This is a genomic window from Arthrobacter sp. SAFR-044 (assembly GCF_059414985.1).
Genome location: NZ_JBPFDN010000003.1, coordinates 249,239 through 264,634, shown reverse-complemented (window position 1 = coordinate 264,634; position 15,396 = coordinate 249,239). Strand labels below are relative to the sequence as shown.

General features: G+C 68.6%; 17 protein-coding genes and 1 riboswitch. Of the genes, 9 read left to right on the top strand and 8 right to left on the bottom strand.

The annotated features are described in order from the left end of the window. Window positions 1-10 precede the first annotated feature (10 nt). The 5 genes from clpB to ACR65J_RS06265 form a co-directional block, all read right to left on the bottom strand. Window positions 11-2,653 carry an ATP-dependent chaperone ClpB gene (gene clpB / locus ACR65J_RS06285; protein ID WP_440167073.1) on the bottom strand — a complete coding sequence of 881 codons (2,643 nt, stop codon included), beginning with the start codon at window positions 2,651-2,653 and terminating at the stop codon, window positions 11-13. Window positions 2,654-2,808: 155 nt separating this feature from the next. Continuing rightward, the gene (locus ACR65J_RS06280) at window positions 2,809-3,885 is read right to left on the bottom strand and encodes a sulfate/molybdate ABC transporter ATP-binding protein (RefSeq protein ID WP_440167071.1); all 1,077 of its coding nucleotides are present in this window, start codon (window positions 3,883-3,885) and stop codon (window positions 2,809-2,811) included. Further along, complete coding sequence (locus ACR65J_RS06275) at window positions 3,882-4,769, bottom strand: ABC transporter permease (protein WP_440167069.1); 888 nt, start codon at window positions 4,767-4,769, stop codon at window positions 3,882-3,884. The genes ACR65J_RS06280 and ACR65J_RS06275 overlap by 4 nt, the downstream gene beginning before the upstream one ends. Further along, complete coding sequence (gene modA, locus ACR65J_RS06270) at window positions 4,766-5,665, bottom strand: molybdate ABC transporter substrate-binding protein (protein WP_440167067.1); 900 nt, start codon at window positions 5,663-5,665, stop codon at window positions 4,766-4,768. Before modA ends, ACR65J_RS06275 begins: the two co-directional genes overlap by 4 nt. Beyond that, window positions 5,662-6,072 (bottom strand): TOBE domain-containing protein, encoded by a 411-nt coding sequence (locus ACR65J_RS06265; protein WP_440167065.1) that lies wholly within the window; start codon window positions 6,070-6,072, stop codon window positions 5,662-5,664. Before ACR65J_RS06265 ends, modA begins: the two co-directional genes overlap by 4 nt. 117 nt (window positions 6,073-6,189) lie before the next feature. On the opposite strand from ACR65J_RS06265, the gene ACR65J_RS06260 reads away from it, so the two are divergent. Together ACR65J_RS06260 and ACR65J_RS06255 are read left to right on the top strand one after the other, a co-directional pair. Then, window positions 6,190-7,059 (top strand): DUF4031 domain-containing protein, encoded by an 870-nt coding sequence (locus ACR65J_RS06260; RefSeq protein WP_440167063.1) that lies wholly within the window; start codon window positions 6,190-6,192, stop codon window positions 7,057-7,059. After that, window positions 7,056-7,865, top strand: a complete 810-nt coding sequence (locus tag ACR65J_RS06255; protein WP_440167061.1) for a 2-phosphosulfolactate phosphatase — start codon at window positions 7,056-7,058, stop codon at window positions 7,863-7,865. Before ACR65J_RS06260 ends, ACR65J_RS06255 begins: the two co-directional genes overlap by 4 nt. Window positions 7,866-7,901: 36 nt before the next feature. Here ACR65J_RS06255 and ACR65J_RS06250 read toward each other — a convergent pair whose 3' ends face one another. Both ACR65J_RS06250 and ACR65J_RS06245 read right to left on the bottom strand, forming a co-directional pair. Next, entirely contained in the window at window positions 7,902-8,318 is a 417-nt protein-coding gene (locus ACR65J_RS06250; RefSeq protein WP_440167060.1) for a YccF domain-containing protein, read from the bottom strand. Window positions 8,319-8,430: 112 nt separating this feature from the next. After that, a complete protein-coding gene (locus ACR65J_RS06245) occupies window positions 8,431-9,042 on the bottom strand; it encodes a phosphoribosylanthranilate isomerase (protein ID WP_440167058.1) in 612 nt (203 codons plus the stop codon). 105 nt (window positions 9,043-9,147) lie between these two features. Here ACR65J_RS06245 and ACR65J_RS06240 point away from each other — a divergent pair, with 105 nt between their 5' ends. From ACR65J_RS06240 to ACR65J_RS06210, 7 genes are all read left to right on the top strand, one after another. Continuing rightward, complete coding sequence (locus tag ACR65J_RS06240; RefSeq protein WP_440167056.1) at window positions 9,148-9,717, top strand: HutD/Ves family protein; 570 nt, start codon at window positions 9,148-9,150, stop codon at window positions 9,715-9,717. Between the two features lie 69 nt (window positions 9,718-9,786). Then, a riboswitch (guanidine-III (ykkC-III) riboswitch) is annotated at window positions 9,787-9,852 on the top strand. A gap of 9 nt (window positions 9,853-9,861) precedes the next feature. Beyond that, a complete protein-coding gene (locus ACR65J_RS06235; protein ID WP_387561131.1) occupies window positions 9,862-10,185 on the top strand; it encodes a DMT family transporter in 324 nt (107 codons plus the stop codon). After that, entirely contained in the window at window positions 10,185-10,550 is a 366-nt protein-coding gene (locus ACR65J_RS06230) for a DMT family transporter (RefSeq protein ID WP_440167054.1), read from the top strand. Before ACR65J_RS06235 ends, ACR65J_RS06230 begins: the two co-directional genes overlap by 1 nt. Before the next feature lie 9 nt (window positions 10,551-10,559). After that, window positions 10,560-11,186 carry a nucleoside/nucleotide kinase family protein gene (locus ACR65J_RS06225; protein ID WP_440167052.1) on the top strand — a complete coding sequence of 209 codons (627 nt, stop codon included), beginning with the start codon at window positions 10,560-10,562 and terminating at the stop codon, window positions 11,184-11,186. Between the two features lie 30 nt (window positions 11,187-11,216). Further along, window positions 11,217-12,260, top strand: a complete 1,044-nt coding sequence (locus ACR65J_RS06220; RefSeq protein WP_440167050.1) for an aldo/keto reductase — start codon at window positions 11,217-11,219, stop codon at window positions 12,258-12,260. Window positions 12,261-12,308: 48 nt separating this feature from the next. Continuing rightward, entirely contained in the window at window positions 12,309-12,611 is a 303-nt protein-coding gene (locus ACR65J_RS06215; RefSeq protein ID WP_440167048.1) for a putative quinol monooxygenase, read from the top strand. 3 nt (window positions 12,612-12,614) lie between these two features. Continuing rightward, on the top strand, window positions 12,615-13,265 hold the full coding sequence (locus ACR65J_RS06210) for an MBL fold metallo-hydrolase (RefSeq protein WP_440167047.1): 651 nt from the start codon (window positions 12,615-12,617) through the stop codon (window positions 13,263-13,265). A gap of 85 nt (window positions 13,266-13,350) precedes the next feature. Here the strand turns inward: ACR65J_RS06210 and ACR65J_RS06205 are convergent, their stop codons facing one another. After that, the gene (locus ACR65J_RS06205) at window positions 13,351-15,246 is read right to left on the bottom strand and encodes a DEAD/DEAH box helicase (protein ID WP_440167044.1); all 1,896 of its coding nucleotides are present in this window, start codon (window positions 15,244-15,246) and stop codon (window positions 13,351-13,353) included. Window positions 15,247-15,396 lie beyond the last annotated feature (150 nt).

Sequence of the window (15,396 nt, the reverse complement as noted above, 5' to 3'; positions counted from 1 at the left end):
TGCAGGCCGGCTAGTCCTTCCGCCGCACTGAGAGGCCGGAGCTCGGGGCACCCGTCAGCGCGTCGAAGTTGCCCTCGGTGAGTTCGCCCAGGTCAGCTGCGGTGTCAACCATCACGGTGTCGCCGTCGCTGATCTCGCCGGCAAGGATGGCCTTGGCCAGCCGGTCGCCGATCTCACGCTGCACCAGGCGCCGCAGTGGCCGGGCGCCGTAGGCGGGGTCGTAGCCGGACAGTGCCAGCCAGGCCTTGGCCCCGTCGGTGACTTCGAGGGTGAGGCGCCGTTCGTGCAGCCTCCGCCCCAGCTCTGCCACGTGCAGCTCCACGATGTGGGCCAGTTCGTCTACCGTGAGGGCGTCGAACAGCACCACTTCGTCGAGCCGGTTGAGGAACTCCGGCTTGAAGGACGCGTTCACCGTGGCCATGACGGCATTGCGCTTGGCCGTGGCGTCCAGGGACTGGTCCACCAGGAACTGGCTGCCCAGGTTGGAGGTCAGCACCAGGATCACGTTACGGAAGTCCACGGTGCGGCCCTGCCCGTCGGTGAGGCGGCCGTCGTCGAGCACCTGCAGGAGGATGTCGAACACCTCGGGGTGCGCCTTCTCCACCTCGTCCAGCAGCACTACGGAGTAGGGCCGACGGCGGACGGCCTCGGTCAGCTGGCCGCCTTCCTCGTAGCCCACGTATCCCGGAGGCGCCCCGACCAGCCGGGCGACGCTGTGCTTCTCGCCGTACTCGGACATGTCGATGCGCACCATGGCGCGTTCGTCGTCGAACAGGAAATCGGCCAGTGCCTTAGCCAGCTCGGTTTTTCCCACGCCGGTGGGGCCCAGGAACAAGAAGGAGCCGGTGGGGCGGTTGGGGTCGCTGATGCCGGCCCGGGCACGGCGGACAGCGTCGGACACCGCGGTCACGGCCTTGGACTGGCCGATCAGGCGCCGGCCCAGCTCTTCTTCCATGTGCAGCAGCTTCTGGCTTTCACCCTGCAGCATTCGGCCTGCCGGGATGCCGGTCCAGGCAGAGATGACTTCAGCGATATCCTCGGCAGTCACTTCCTCCGCCACCATCTGCGCGGACTTGTCCGTCACGGCGGCCTCGGCCTCGGCAGCGGCATTCACCTCGCGCTCAAGCGCCGGAATTTCCCCGTAGAGGATCCGGGAGGCAGTTTCGAGGTCGCCCTCGCGCTGTGCTTTGTCAGCAGCGGAGCGCAGTTCGTCCAGCTTGGCCTTCAGGTCACCCACCCGGTTGAGGCCGGCCTTCTCGGCTTCCCAGCGGGCGTTCAAGGCCGAGAGCTCCTCCTCCTTGTCAGCCTTGTCAGCGCGGAGTGCGGCCAGTCGCTCCACGGATGCGGGATCCGATTCACCGGACAGGGCCAGTTCCTCCATGGTGAGGCGGTCCACCTGGCGCCGCAGCTGGTCGATCTCCTCCGGAGCAGAGTCGATTTCCATGCGGAGGCGGGACGCGGCTTCATCGACGAGGTCGATGGCCTTGTCCGGCAGCTGGCGTCCAGAGATGTAGCGGTTGGACAGTGTGGCGGCGGCCACCAGGGCGGAGTCGGCGATGGAGACCTTGTGGTGCGCCTCGTAGCGCTCCTTGAGGCCGCGGAGGATGCCGATGGTGTCCTCCACGCTCGGCTCGCCCACATACACCTGCTGGAAGCGGCGTTCCAGGGCCGCGTCCTTTTCAATGTTTTCGCGGTACTCATCCAGGGTGGTGGCACCGATCAGGCGGAGCTCACCGCGGGCCAGCATGGGCTTGAGCATGTTGCCGGCGTCCATGGAGGAATCGCCGGTGGCGCCGGCACCCACCACGGTGTGGATTTCGTCGATGAACGTGACGACTTGGCCTTCCGAGCCCTTGATCTCCTCAAGGACCGCCTTCAGCCGCTCCTCGAACTCGCCGCGGTACTTGGCGCCGGCCACCATCGAGCCGAGGTCCAGGGAGATGAGCGTCTTGCCGCGCAGGCTTTCCGGGACGTCGCCCGCCACCATGCGCTGGGCCAGTCCTTCGACAACAGCGGTCTTGCCCACGCCGGGTTCGCCGATGAGCACCGGGTTGTTCTTGGTGCGCCGGGACAGCACCTGGACCACGCGGCGGATTTCGGAGTCGCGTCCGATCACGGGGTCCAGCTTGCCGGCACGGGCCATGGCAGTGAGGTCAGTGCCGTACTTCTCCAAGGCCTGGAACGTGTTCTCGGGGTCGGGGCTGTCCACCTTGCGGTCGCCGCGGACCCCGGGGAGGGCCGCGAGCAGCGCCTCACGTGAGGCACCGGCTTCACGCAGCAGGCGCGCAGCGGCATCGTTGCCGGCGGAGAGGCCCACCAGGAGCACCTCGGTGGATACGAAGGAATCCCCCAGCCGGTCCGCCTCCTCCTTGGCATGCTGGATGTCCTGCAGGGCAGGCCGGGACAGCTGCGCCTGCTGGCTGGAGCCGCCTGACGTGGCCGGCAGGGCCTTGATGGCGCTGCTCGCCTGGACGCTGACGGCGTCCGGGTCCGCACCGGTGGCCCGGAGGAGCGCAACGGCGACGCCCTCCCGCTGGTCCATCAGCGCCTTGAGGAGGTGGGCCGGTTCCACCTGGGGATTACCGGCCGTCGAGGCGTTCATTGCCGCCGCGGAAAGAGCCTCCTGGCTCTTGGTGGTGAATTTGACGTCCAAAGAGAGCTCCTTTCGGGGGCTTGTTGACTAGGTTGAGTGTACTACGCTCAACTTTGCAGGGCGAGATTCCTTAGCCATGTTTGCCCACGGCGAAACAGCTGTCCAGAGCCGGAGGTCCTCCCTGCGGTCCAGCCCGGACCGTCCGCGCCCTGGCGCTAGGTTCCGTACACGGAAACGGCGGCGGCCTTGACCACGAAGTGCACCGTCATGCCCGGAGCAAGGCCCAGGTCCGCGGAGGCAGCAGGCGTGATGTCGGCGGCAAGGCCGCCCGCCCTGACGCGGACCTGGTCGCCGTGGGGCTCGAGGTCGGTGATGGTGACGGCGAACGAGTTCCGCGGGCTTCCGTGGGCGTCGTCAAGGAACACGGAAACGGCCGACGGCGGGAACACGGCCACGCCCGCACCCGCCGGCTCCGGCAGCCGGCCGGGTTCGCCGTCGCCGCCCAGTTCCTCGTCGTGCCCCGCGATCCGCAGGCCCTGGCTGGTGCGGACACCAGTGCCGTCGAGGGTCCCGGGGATGAAGTTCAGCCCGGCAAGTCCGGCAGCGAAGGAACTGTGCGGGCGTTCCAGCACGGCACGCGTGGGCCCTTCCTCTGCAATCTTCCCGTTTTCCAGGATGACCACGCGGTCGGCGAGCACCAGTGCATCCAGGACGTCATGCGTGACAATGATCGCCTGCCGTCCCGCGAGGACCCGCTTGAAGAGGCGGCGCAGCAAAGGGGCGGCATGGATATCCAACGCGGCGAGCGGCTCATCGAGCAGCAGCAGCGCAGGATCGGCGGCGAGCGCACGGGCCACGGCCACCCGCTGGGCCTGGCCGCCGGAAAGCTCGGCGGGACGGCGTCCGGCGAGGTGTCCCGCTTCCACCTCAGCCAGCCAGCGCATGGCTTGATCCTTGGCATCCCGCTTGGGGACGCCGGCGCTGCGTGGCCCGAAGGAGACGTTGTCCACGGCGCTCAGGTGCGGGAAGAGCAGGGGTTCCTGGGCCAGCAGGGCGGTGCCGCGGTGGTGGGGAGGGACCCACGTGCGCTTTCCGCCATCGAGGTCGAACAGTGTCCTGCCATTGAGTTCGGCGCGGCCGCTGTCCGGCCGCAGCAGGCCCGCGATGCTGGCCAGGAGGGTCGATTTGCCGGCGCCGTTGGGGCCCATGACGGCCACCGTTTCACCCGGCCGGACGGCAAGGTCCACGTCGAACCCTCGCCCGGCCACGGCGGCCTGGAAGGACAGCGTCACCGGACGTCCCCTCCAGCCGGCGCGGCCGCCGTCGTCCGTTGCCCTGCTCCGGCACGGGCCGCTGCCGGTTGCCGGTATGCGAGCGCCACCACGGCGACAGCGACGGCCACCAGCACCAGGGACAGCGCGACGGCGGCGTCCGGGTCCGTTTCCCGCTGCAGGTAGATCTCCAGCGGCAGGGTCCGGGTCACCCCTTGGAGGCTGCCCGCGAAGGTCAGGGTGGCGCCAAACTCACCCAGGCTGCGGGCGAAGGACAGGACGGCGCCGGAGGCCAGGCCCGGCAGGACCAGCGGCAGCGTGACCCGCCGGAACACGGTGCCCGGCCGCGCCCCCAAGGTCGCGGCCACGGCCTCATAGCGGGAGCCGGACGTCCGCAGCGCTCCTTCCAGGCTCACCACCAGGAAGGGCAGCGCCACGAACGTCTGGGCCAGGACCACCGCCGTGGTGGAGAAGGCGATGCGCAGCCCGAGCACCTCCAGGGTCTGCCCCAGCAGCCCTTGGCGGCCGAACGTGTAGAGCAGGGCGATGCCGCCCACCACCGGGGGAAGCACCAGGGGCAGGAGTACCAGCGAGCGCAGCAGCCCCTGCAGCCGGAAGGAGTCCCTGGCCAGGACCAGGGCCAGGGGAACTCCCAGCGCGATGCAGAGAAGGGTGCTCGCCGCCGAGGTCCGCAGGCTCAGCCCCAGCGCCGTCAGGGACGGCTCCGACGTCACCAGCGGAATGAACTGCGCCCAGTCAACGCGCAGCACCATGGCCAGCAGGGGAAGCACAACGACGACGGCGGCCAGGACTGCCAGCGCACGGACCCATGCGGGGATGCCGGAGTAGGCAGCGGCCTGGGTGCGCGGCCGCGCCTGGGGCGGCGGCCCGTGCCGCTGGATCACTTGCTGCCTGGACTGGAACTGGCCGGGGCAGAACTGGCTGACCCGGAACCGGCCGGGCCGGAACTGGCCGGGCCGAATCCCGCCGCGGCGAGGACCTTCTGGCCCTCCGGGCCGGTGACGACGTCCAGGAAGGCCTGGGCGGTGGCCTTGTTACGGCCGCCGGCGACGCCCGCAATCGGGTAGGTGTTGACCGCACTCACCGATTCCGGGAACTGGATGCCTGCCACCTTGTCCCCGGAGGCCTTGATGTCTGTGCCGTAGACCAGCCCCGCGTCCGCCTCGCCGGAGGCGACCTTGCCCATGACGTCGGTGACGGCGTTCTCCTCGCTGACCGGACTCAACGTGAGCCCCGCTGCTTCCGCCACTTTGGCCGTTGCGGCTCCGCAGGGGACCTGCCGGGCGCAGGTCACCAGCCTGATGCCCGGCCGGGCCAGGTCCTGCAGGGATGCAACTCCAGCCGGGTTGCCCGGCGGCACCGCGATGGCCAGGGTGTTGGTGGCAAAGTCCTGCGGCATGCCGTCGGTAAGGCCGGCGTCCTGCACCTTTTGCATGTTGGCTGTGTCCGCGGAGGCGAAGACGTCAGCGGGCGCGCCTTGGCTGATCTGGCTGGCCAGGTCCGAGGACCCCGCGAAGCTCAGGGTGACCGTGGTGCCCGGATGTTCGGCTTCGAAAGTGCTCGCGAGTTCGGTAAAGGCCTGCTTGAGGGAGGCCGCCGCGAAGACGGTGATGGCGCCGCTTGGCTTGGCGCCGGAACCGGTGGCCGCGCCGGAACTTGTCCCCGCGTCCGGGCTCCCCGACGGGGTACAGCCGGAAAGAACGGCCAGCAGCAGCACAGCCAGCGGGAGGACGGCGGCCCGAATGATGCAAGCCGCGGACCGAACGGGTTGCCGGCTCATGCGGTGGTCCGGCCCTTCGGCGACTCGATGATGACGGTCGTTGCCTTGACCACGGCGGTGGCCACGGCACCAGGCTCGAGCCCCAGCTCACGAACGGCTTCGCTGCTCATCAGCGAGACAACCCGGAAGGGCCCGCACTGCAGTTCCACCTGCGCCATGACCTTGTCCGTGATGACGTTGGTCACCAGCCCCACAAACCGGTTCCGCGCCGAACTGCTGCCACTTTTGGGGTCGTCGGGGAGCTGCGCGAGCTTCCGGGCGTGCGCTGCCAGCTCCAGCCCGTCCACTGCGAGACGGCCGGAGGGGTCCCGGAGTGCGGTGAGGGTTCCCTGCTCCGTCCACCGGCGCACGGTATCGTCGCTCACCCCCAGGAAACGGGCAGCCTCTGCAACGCGAATAAGTGCCATTCGGTGATTCTAGTCCGCAAATGAGGGTTAGCGGCACGTTTTAAGACGCACCAGCGGTCATGAACGTGCCACCCGGCTGCGCGGCGATATACGGAAGGGCAGCACTAGACTCCTTGCATGGCCATCTACATCGACCCGCCGCTGTGGCCTGCACACGGAACACACTTTTCGCACCTGGTCTCGGACGCGTCCCTGGACGAGCTGCATTCGTTCGCTGCGGCCGCGGGGATCCCTGAGCGGGCGTTCGACGGCGACCACTACGATGTGCCGGAACGCCGCTTTGCCGACCTGGTGGCGGCGGGCGCGGTCTCGGTGGAGGGCCGCGTGCTGGTCCGCAGGCTTATCGCCAGCGGGCTGCGGATCCCGGCACGCCGCCGGAACAAATCGCTGAAGGTCCCGCTGCTGAACCGTTGGGAAGCCGTCATGCCCGGCCACGACGCACTGTTCCTTGACCTGCTGGACCGGTGGAGCGAACCGCACCGCCACTACCACGGCTGCACCCACCTGCTGTCCGTGCTGGAGGCGCTGGACCTGCTCACGGAACCGGCTGAAGCACCGCGGACAGTGCTGCTGGCTGCCTGGTTCCACGACGCCGTGTACCGCGGTGCTGCCGGCCAGGACGAGGAGGAGTCGGCCCGGTTGGCGGAGGAACGGCTTGCCGACGCCGGCCTTCCGGGGTCAGAGGTGGCGGAAGTGGCGCGCCTGGTCCGGCTGACATCGGACCACCGTCCGGAGCCAGGTGACGACGACGGCGCCCTCCTCTGCGACGCGGACCTCTCCATCCTCGGCGGCGAACCGGAGGAATACGCGCGCTACGTCGCTGCCGTGCGGAAAGACTATGCGCACATCGGCGACGCGGACTTCGCAGCCGGCAGGGCCGCCGTCGTCCGCCAACTGCTGGAACTGGACCCTCTCTTCCATCACCAGCGGTCCAAAGAACTATGGCAGGACGCGGCGCACTGCAACCTGGAAGGCGAACTGCAGTGAACGCGCCCGGTACCAACCCACGGCACACGTACTCCGCCAATGCGGCACACCGGCAGCTTCCCTTCACCGTCCGGCTGGACTGGGGACTGGAGGGTGCCAGGACGGTGGCCGCCGGGGCTGACATCGCCGTCGTGGTGGACGTCCTGTCCTTCGGAACCTGCGTCAGCGTCGCATTGGACCGGGGCGCGGAAGTCTTTCCGTACCGCTGGCGCGACACCACCGCAGAGGACTTCGCCGCCCACCACCAGGCCCAGCTCGCCGGCCCACGGCACGGCGGCGGCCTCAGCCTGTCCCCCGCCAGCCTCCGGGCGGCCGTTGCGCTGGAACGGGTGGTCCTGCCCTCCCCCAACGGTTCTGAGCTCTGCCACGCGCTGGCGGCGGAAGTTCCACTGGTGGCCGCCGTTTGCCTCCGGAATGCCGCGGCCACGGCAGACTGGGTGGCCGCCAACCTTCCTGGCGACGCAGTAGTTGCGGTTGTCGCCGCGGGCGAACGCTGGCCGGACGGCACACTGCGCCCTGCCGTGGAGGACCAGATCGGCGCCGGAGCTTTCATCGCAGGACTGGTGGCCACCGGCAAGGGCGGTTATGAAGCCGGGGACGGCAGGCACGGCTACGCTCCGGAGGCCGTGGCCGCCATGGCTGTTTTCGAGGCGGCCGAGCCGCGCCTGCGCGAAACGCTGCAGCACTGCGCCAGCGGCCGGGAGCTGTCCGGGGCCGGCTACGCCGAGGACGTGGACATCGCCGCCGAACTGGATGGCAGTGACTCCGCGGCCATCCTGCGGGGCGGGGCGTTCCGTCCGCTGTGACGGGACGGCACTGCCCGGCAAAGCGGGCGGTCCCGCCTAACGGTAGGTCCGGACGGGATAGTTGCTCACAAAAGGCGTGTTGGTGGGCACAATCTGCTTGCCCAGCGGCATCAGGGATACCGGAATGAGCTTGAGGTTGGCGATGGCCAGCGGGATGCCAACGATGGTCACTGCCATGGCGAACGCGGTCACCACGTGTCCAATGGCAATCCAGATCCCGGCCACCAGCAGCCAGATCACGTTGCCCAGCAGCGAGAAGACACCCGTACCGCCGGGCTTGTCCACCACCATCCGGCCAAACGGCCACAGCGTGTAGGCGGCGATCCGGAATGAGGCAATGCCCCAGGGGATGGTGACGATCAGCAGGCAGCAGACCACGCCCGCCAGGAAATAACCCAGGGCCAGCCAGAAGCCGCCGAAAACCAGCCAGATGATATTCAGAAGTGTCTTCATGCACCCATTGTGCCCTCGCCCCCTGACAAAGAGGGCCTGTGGCCAAAAGATGGGGGACATCCCTGATCCTGCCCTGACCCCGCAGCCGTCCGGGGCACAGAGGCTTCGGCGGCTAAACCGTGGCAGCCGCTTTGGCAGCCTGCACGAAGGCCCGGATCTTGGCCAGGTCCTTCACTCCGCGGGACGCTTCAACCCCGGAGGAAACATCCACGCCCCAGGCATGCGCCGCGGCTGCTGCCTGGCCCACGTTGGCCGCCTCAAGGCCGCCGGCGAGCAGCCAGTTCCGTCCCTTGAGCACGGGCAGGGCTGCCACGGAGGCGTAATCCCAGGATTCCCCGGAACCCGGCACAGCGGCATCGATCAGGAGCAGGTCCTCACCCCAGTCGTCGAACTCGTCCTGGCCGGCACCCATGGTGATGGCCCTGACCAGCTTCATGCCGGCGTCGTGCACTGTTGCGACGTCCGCGGGTGACCGGTCGCCGTGCAGCTGGATCCACACCAGGCCCGCGGCGCGGGCGATGGCAATGGCATCGGCCACAGGCTCGTCCCGGAAGACGCCGATCGGGGTGACGCTCTCCGGAAGCCCGGCCAACAGGGAAGCTGCCTGCGACGGCGAGACAACCCTGGGGCTGGCAGTGAGGACGAATCCCACCGCATCTGCACCGGCGTCCACTGCTTCGCGGACCGATTCGGGCGTGCTGAGACCACACACTTTGACGAACATTCCCGGGCTCCTTCAGGCTGTTTTCGTGTTGACCCCCCGGAGGAGATTAGCAGGGACCGGACACAACTGCGACGGGCGGCCATGTCAGGGAACTAGGCTGGGCTGATGCAGATCATCCGCTTCGCTGACCTCAAGGCCGAACCATGGCGCAACGGCGGCGGGGTGACCAGGGAAATCGCGCGCCAGGCTTCACCGGACGGCGGCTGGGACTGGCGGGTGAGCATCGCCGATGTGGCCAAGGCCGGCGACTTTTCCGCTTTCCCCGGCATGGAGCGCGTGCTGACGGTCATCGAGGGGGAACTGCTGCTGCTCAGCGTGGGCGGCGCGGAACAGCCGCTTGAAAAGTACCGTCCGTTCCGGTTCGACGGCGGCGCCGCCACCACGGCGACACTTCCCACGGGCGACATCCGTGACCTCAACGTCATCACCCGGACCGGTGCGTTCAAAGCCTTTACCTCCATCATCGAGCTGTCCAAAAAGCGCGCCCACCCCGTCTTCGAAGGGCAGGTGGGGGTGCTGCTGCAGGGACAGGCGAAGGTCAGCCAAGCCGGCGCGGAGGCGGTGGAGCTGGGCAGATACGACGCAGTGACCGGCTCGGACGACGACTCCCCCGAGATCCTTGGCCGGGGATTCCTGGCCGTCGTGTCCATCGACCCAGTGGACACCACGGCGTAGGCACCCCTTCAGGTGGTGAGGTTGCGCACCACCGGTGGCAGCCCGCCGTCGTGCCTTGCTACCTTGGAAGCCAAGGCCCCCACCCGGGCCTCCGGACGACGGTTCAGTACCCGGCACGCGACAAGACTGGCCAAAGGAACTGTCATGCCGTGGATCATCCTTATTCTTTCCGGCGCGCTGGAGGCCGTCTGGGCCGCGGCGCTTCACCGGGCCGCGCAGGTTTCCGGACGCCGCCGAATCGCCCCCGCAGCCCTGTTCCTGGCGGCCGTTGCTGCCAGCACCGGCGGCCTTGCCGTGGCCATGCAGTCCATTCCCACAGGAACGGCCTATGCCGTGTGGGTGGGCGTGGGGGTTGTCCTCACCTCCGCCTATGCGATGGCCACCAGGGTGGAACGTCCGACGGCGGCGCGCCTGCTCCTGCTGTCCGGCATCGCCGCGTGCGTGGTTGGCCTCAAGGTGGTGGCGTGATGCTGAAACGCAGCCTTCCGTGGCTGGTGCTCCTGGCCTCCGCGGTCCTGGAAGCAGTCTGGGCCACGGCCCTTGGCCTGTCCGATGGCTTCAGCCGGCCGGTGCCCACCATCGTCTTCGCCGTCACCGCCACGCTCAGCATGCTGGGCCTGGGCATGGCCATCCGCAGCATTCCGCTGGGCACCGCCTACGCCATCTGGGTGGGCATCGGCGCCGCACTGACCGTGGGATGGGCCATGGCCACCAGCGTGGAGCCCTTCAGCGTGGTGAAGCTGCTGTTCATTGCGGGGATCGTGGGCTGCGCCGCGGGCCTGAAGGCGTTGCCGGCAGAAAAAGATGCGCCGCGGGTGTCCAGCGGTGGCTAGGCTTTTGCCATGCACTCCCCCGAGATCACGATGGCCGTGGATACGCTGCGGCGCCGGCTGCTGCCCGGAACGCGGACCATCCTGGGCATAGCCGGGGCACCGGGGTCCGGCAAGTCCACCTTCGCCGCCTGGCTCCAGGAGCAGTTCAGTCCCGGAACCTCCGTGGTGGTGCCGATGGACGGCTTCCACCTGGGCAACGCGATCATCGAAGGGACCCCGCTCCGGCAGCGCAAGGGCGCCATTGATACGTTCGACGGCGGCGGCTACCTTTCGCTGCTGCGCCGCCTGGCGCTCCGGGACGAGGCAGTGGTATACGCACCGGAGTTCCGGCGCACCCTGGACGAGCCGGTGGCCGCTTCCATCGCAATCCCGGCCGAGGTACAGCTGGTGATCACCGAGGGCAACTACCTGCTGGCGGACCAGGAACCGTGGAAGGACGTGCGGGCGCAGCTGGACGAGGTGTGGTTCCTCGAAACCCCGCCCGCGCTTCGGCTGCAGCGCCTGGTGGACCGGCACATCTCGTTCGGCATGGAGCGGGAGGCTGCGGTGGCCTGGGCTGCTGGACCTGACGAAGCCAACGCCCGGCTGATCCAGGCCACCCGCCCGGCGGCGGACCGCGTCATACCTTGGCTGTAATTTTCAACGCAGGAAACGAACAGGAGAACCATGGCAAACGCATCCCCCGAATTCGGCAACACCCACCCCGGCAAGCCCGAACCCGGGAGCACTGTCCAGCTTGGCGACGGCCTGACCGTCAGCCCCCTCGGCTTCGGCGGCATGGCCCTCACGCCCGTGTACGGCGAGGTGGACCCCGCCGAGGCGCTGCAGACCCTGCACCACGCCGTCGACGCCGGTGTCAGCTTCATCGACACCGCTGACATCTACGGCGGCGGCAGCAACGAGGAGCTGATTTCCCAGCTGCTCAAGGAGCGGCGGGACGAAGTCCAGCTGGCCACCAAGTTTGCGCTGGTGGGAACGCCCACTGACGGCTACACGGATATCCGCGGCGATGCCGGGTATGTTCGCGAGGCCGTGGACCGGAGCCTGCAGCGGCTGGGTACCGACGTGATCGACCTCTACTACATGCACCGCCGCGATGTCCGGGTCCCCATCGAGGAGACCGTGGGCGCCATGGCGGAGCTGGTCAAGCAGGGAAAAGTCAGGCACCTGGGCCTGTCCGAAGTGACGGCCCAGGAACTGCAGGACGCATCGGCGGTCCACCCGATCGCGGCGGTCCAAAGCGAATGGTCCATCTGGAGCCGGGACGTGGAACGCAACGTAGTCCCCGCCGCCGCAGGCCTGGGTGTGGGCTTCGTCCCGTACTCGCCGCTGGGCCGCGGCTTCCTCACCGGAACCGTGGACACCTCAAGCCTGGGCGCCAAGGACTTCCGGCGGAACATCCCCCGCTTCGCCCCGGACGCCGCAGACGCCAACCAGGCCGTGGTGGTCGCCGTCCGGTCCGTAGCGGATCAGCTCAACGCCACGCCGGCGCAGGTGGCCCTTGCCTGGCTGTTCGCGCAGGGCAGGCGGCTGGGCCTGCCCGTGGTTCCCATCCCCGGCACCCGCAAGGCTGCCCGGATCGACGAAAACCTCGGGGCACTGGCCCTGGAGCTTACCCCGGCGCATCTGGAGGCCCTGGACGGAGCGTCGGACGCCATCGTCGGCTCCCGTTCCGCGGACCCCACCTGGGTGTCTGAAGGACGGGAATAGCGCCCTTCCACCAAACCCTACGTTTTGACCGATACCCCGAGGAGCCGCATGACTGCCATCGTCCACTTCGAAGTCCAGTTCAACCCCGACTATGTCGCCGACGCCGCCAAGTACCTGGCTGAAACCCTTACCGCCACCCGGGCGTGGCCCGGCAACCAGGGCATCGAAGCGCTGGTGGACGACGCGGACCCCTGCCACATCCTGGTGGTGGAAACCTGGGCCACCACCCAGGACCACGACGACTACGCCGCGTGGCGGGCCACGCCGGACGGCAGGAGCGCGCTGCACGAGGTTCTCGCCGCGAAGCCATCCAAGCAGGTTTACTCCACCACCCTGCCGTTAGGCCTGTAGCCCATGGACTCACTTCGATACGACCTGCCCGCCCTCACCATCCGCAGCATCTCCGTCAGCGAGATGGACAACAATGTGTACCTGCTAACGGCCAAGGAGAGCGGCGCGCAGGTGTTGATTGACGCCGCCGACGACCTTCCTGCCATCCGGCAGCTGCTGGCGGATGGGGCTGCGGACACGGGCGCCGGGGCGCACCTGGCCCTCGTGGCCACAACGCACCAGCACTGGGACCACGTGCGCGCGCTGAAGGAACTGGTGGATGCCACCGGCGCACCAACCGCTGCCGGAGCGGACGACGCCGACGCGTTGCCCGCTGCAGTGGACCGGCGGCTTGTGCACGGGGACACGGTGGCCGTCGACGGGTTCGAGCTCACCGCCGTGCACCTGCGCGGCCACACGCCGGGCTCGATCGCCTTCGTCTACCAGGACCCGGAAGGACCTGCACACATCTTCTCCGGGGACTCACTGTTTCCGGGCGGCGTGGGCAATACCCAGAAGGACCCGGAACGGTTCAATCAGCTCCTGTCCGACGTCACGGAGCGGTTGTTCGGCACCTACCCGGACACCGCCGTCGTGCATCCCGGGCATGGGAACCCCACCACGCTGGGTGCCGAGCGGCCGCAGCTTGGGCAGTGGCGCGCCCGCGGCTGGTAGCGGTTAAAAACGAGTGCTCCGCAGTTGTCGTTTAGACGCGTCTAAACGACAACTGCGGAGCACTCGATGATTGGCTGGACTGGGCCTAGCGGCCGCGGCGCTCGTTCGAGGCCGGGGCGGACGCGCGCCGGGGGCCGCTGCGCGCGGGACGGCCCGAGCCGCCGTTGCCTGCGCCGAAGGAACCGCCGGAGGTGCCACCGGTGTTGGAGGACCACACGGCCTTGCTGCCGCCGGTTGCGCCTGCACCGGACGAGCGCTGTCCGCCGGTCCGCGCACCTGCACCGGCCGCGGCACGCTGGCCCGTTGCCGGGCGTCCGCTGCGCTGTCCGCCCGAAGAAGCGGGGCGGCCGGAGGATGCGGGGCGGCCGGTGCCGCCGCGGGGAGTTTCGCTGCGGGTTACGCGTGAATCAGTACGGCCATCCGAACCGCGGCCGGCCGATGAGCGGCCACCTGCTGCGGGGACGTCGTTGCGGTGGGTGCCGGCAGCAGTGCCGCGGCCGCGGGCGTTGCGGCGGGCAGCGGCTGCTGCCACTGCGCGGTCCTCGTTCTGCTCTGCATTGCGGTCAAATGCTGCCCGGGCTTCCGTGCGGCCTTCGAAGGCAACAGCCCGGCGCTCGGCGCGGGTGGCGTCGCTGCGGGCGGGTTCGGCCGAAACCTTGCCGCGTCCACCACGTCCGCCGCGCCCACCGGTGGTGGGAGCAGCCTGGCGGCGTGCACGCTTCCGTTCGGCGTTGGCGCCCGTGGAGGTACCGCCGCCCTGCTTGGGGGCCTTGGCGGCCATCAGTGCGGCGCGGGTGCGGGGGTCAACCTTGTCGGCGATTTCACCGGTCAGTTCGCCCACGATCGGCGAGCTGGCGGTAACGCGCTCGAAGTTGACCTCAACGCCGGCTGCCTTCATGAGCTTCTTGACGTCGGTCTGCTGCTCCGGGAGGGTCAGCGTCACAACGGTGCCGTCCGAACCTGCGCGGGCGGTACGGCCCGAGCGGTGCAGGTATGCCTTGTGCTCGGTGGGCGGGTCCACGTGGATGACCAGCTCGACGTCGTCCACGTGCACACCGCGGGCGGCCACGTCGGTGGCCACCAGGACGCGGACGTCGCCGTTGGAAAACTCGGCCAGGTTACGGTCACGGGCATTCTGCGACAGGTTGCCGTGCAGATCGACGGCCGGGATTCCGGCGTCGGTCAGGGTCTTGGCCAGCTTGCGGGCGTGGTGCTTGGTGCGCATGAACAGGACGCGGCGGCCGGCGCCGGAGGCGAGCTCCACGATCAGCTGCTTCTTGACGGTCTGGTCGTTCACCACCAGCACGTGGTGCTCCATCGTGGTCACCGCTGCCTGCGGATCGTCCACGGAGTGGGTGAGCGGGTTGGACAGGTAGCGCTGGACGATCTTGTCCACGCCGTTGTCCAGGGTGGCGGAGAAGAGCAGGCGCTGGCCCTGGCTGGGGGTCATGTCCATGAGCTTCTTGACCACCGGCAGGAAGCCGAGGTCAGCCATGTGGTCGGCCTCGTCCAGGACGGTGATCTCCACAGCCTCAAGGGTGAGGATGCGCTGGCGGATCAGGTCCTCCAGGCGGCCGGGGCAGGCGATGACGATATCGACGCCGGCGCGCAGCGCCTTTTCCTGCCGGGCCTGGGAGATGCCGCCGTAGATCACGGTGGTGTTCAGGCCGGCGGCCTTGGCCAGCGGCTCGATGGTGGCGTTGATCTGGGTTGCCAGTTCACGGGTGGGCGCCAGGACCAGGCCCATGGGGCGGCCGGGCTTGCAGAAGTACTTGGCTTCCCGCTCAGCGAGTCTTGCTACAAGCGGGATGGCGAAAGCAATGGTTTTACCGGATCCGGTCCGGCCACGGCCCAGGACGTCACGGCCGGACAACGTGTCCGGAAGGGTCTTCACCTGGATGGGGAACGGTTCAACGATCCCCTGGGCGGTAAGGGTGTCTGCAAGGGCCTTGGGAGTACCGAGGGCAGCAAAAGTAGTCATGTAGTTTTTTACGGTCTTTCTGGCGGTATCCGGGCGGATATCGGCCCCCGATGCCGGTTGGACCAGGGGTTTCGCCGAAGAAAAGTCAGGTGATCAACCGGGCGCTGTAAATCAGGACAGCCGGCCGGGACCAAATGGAACGCGTTCATC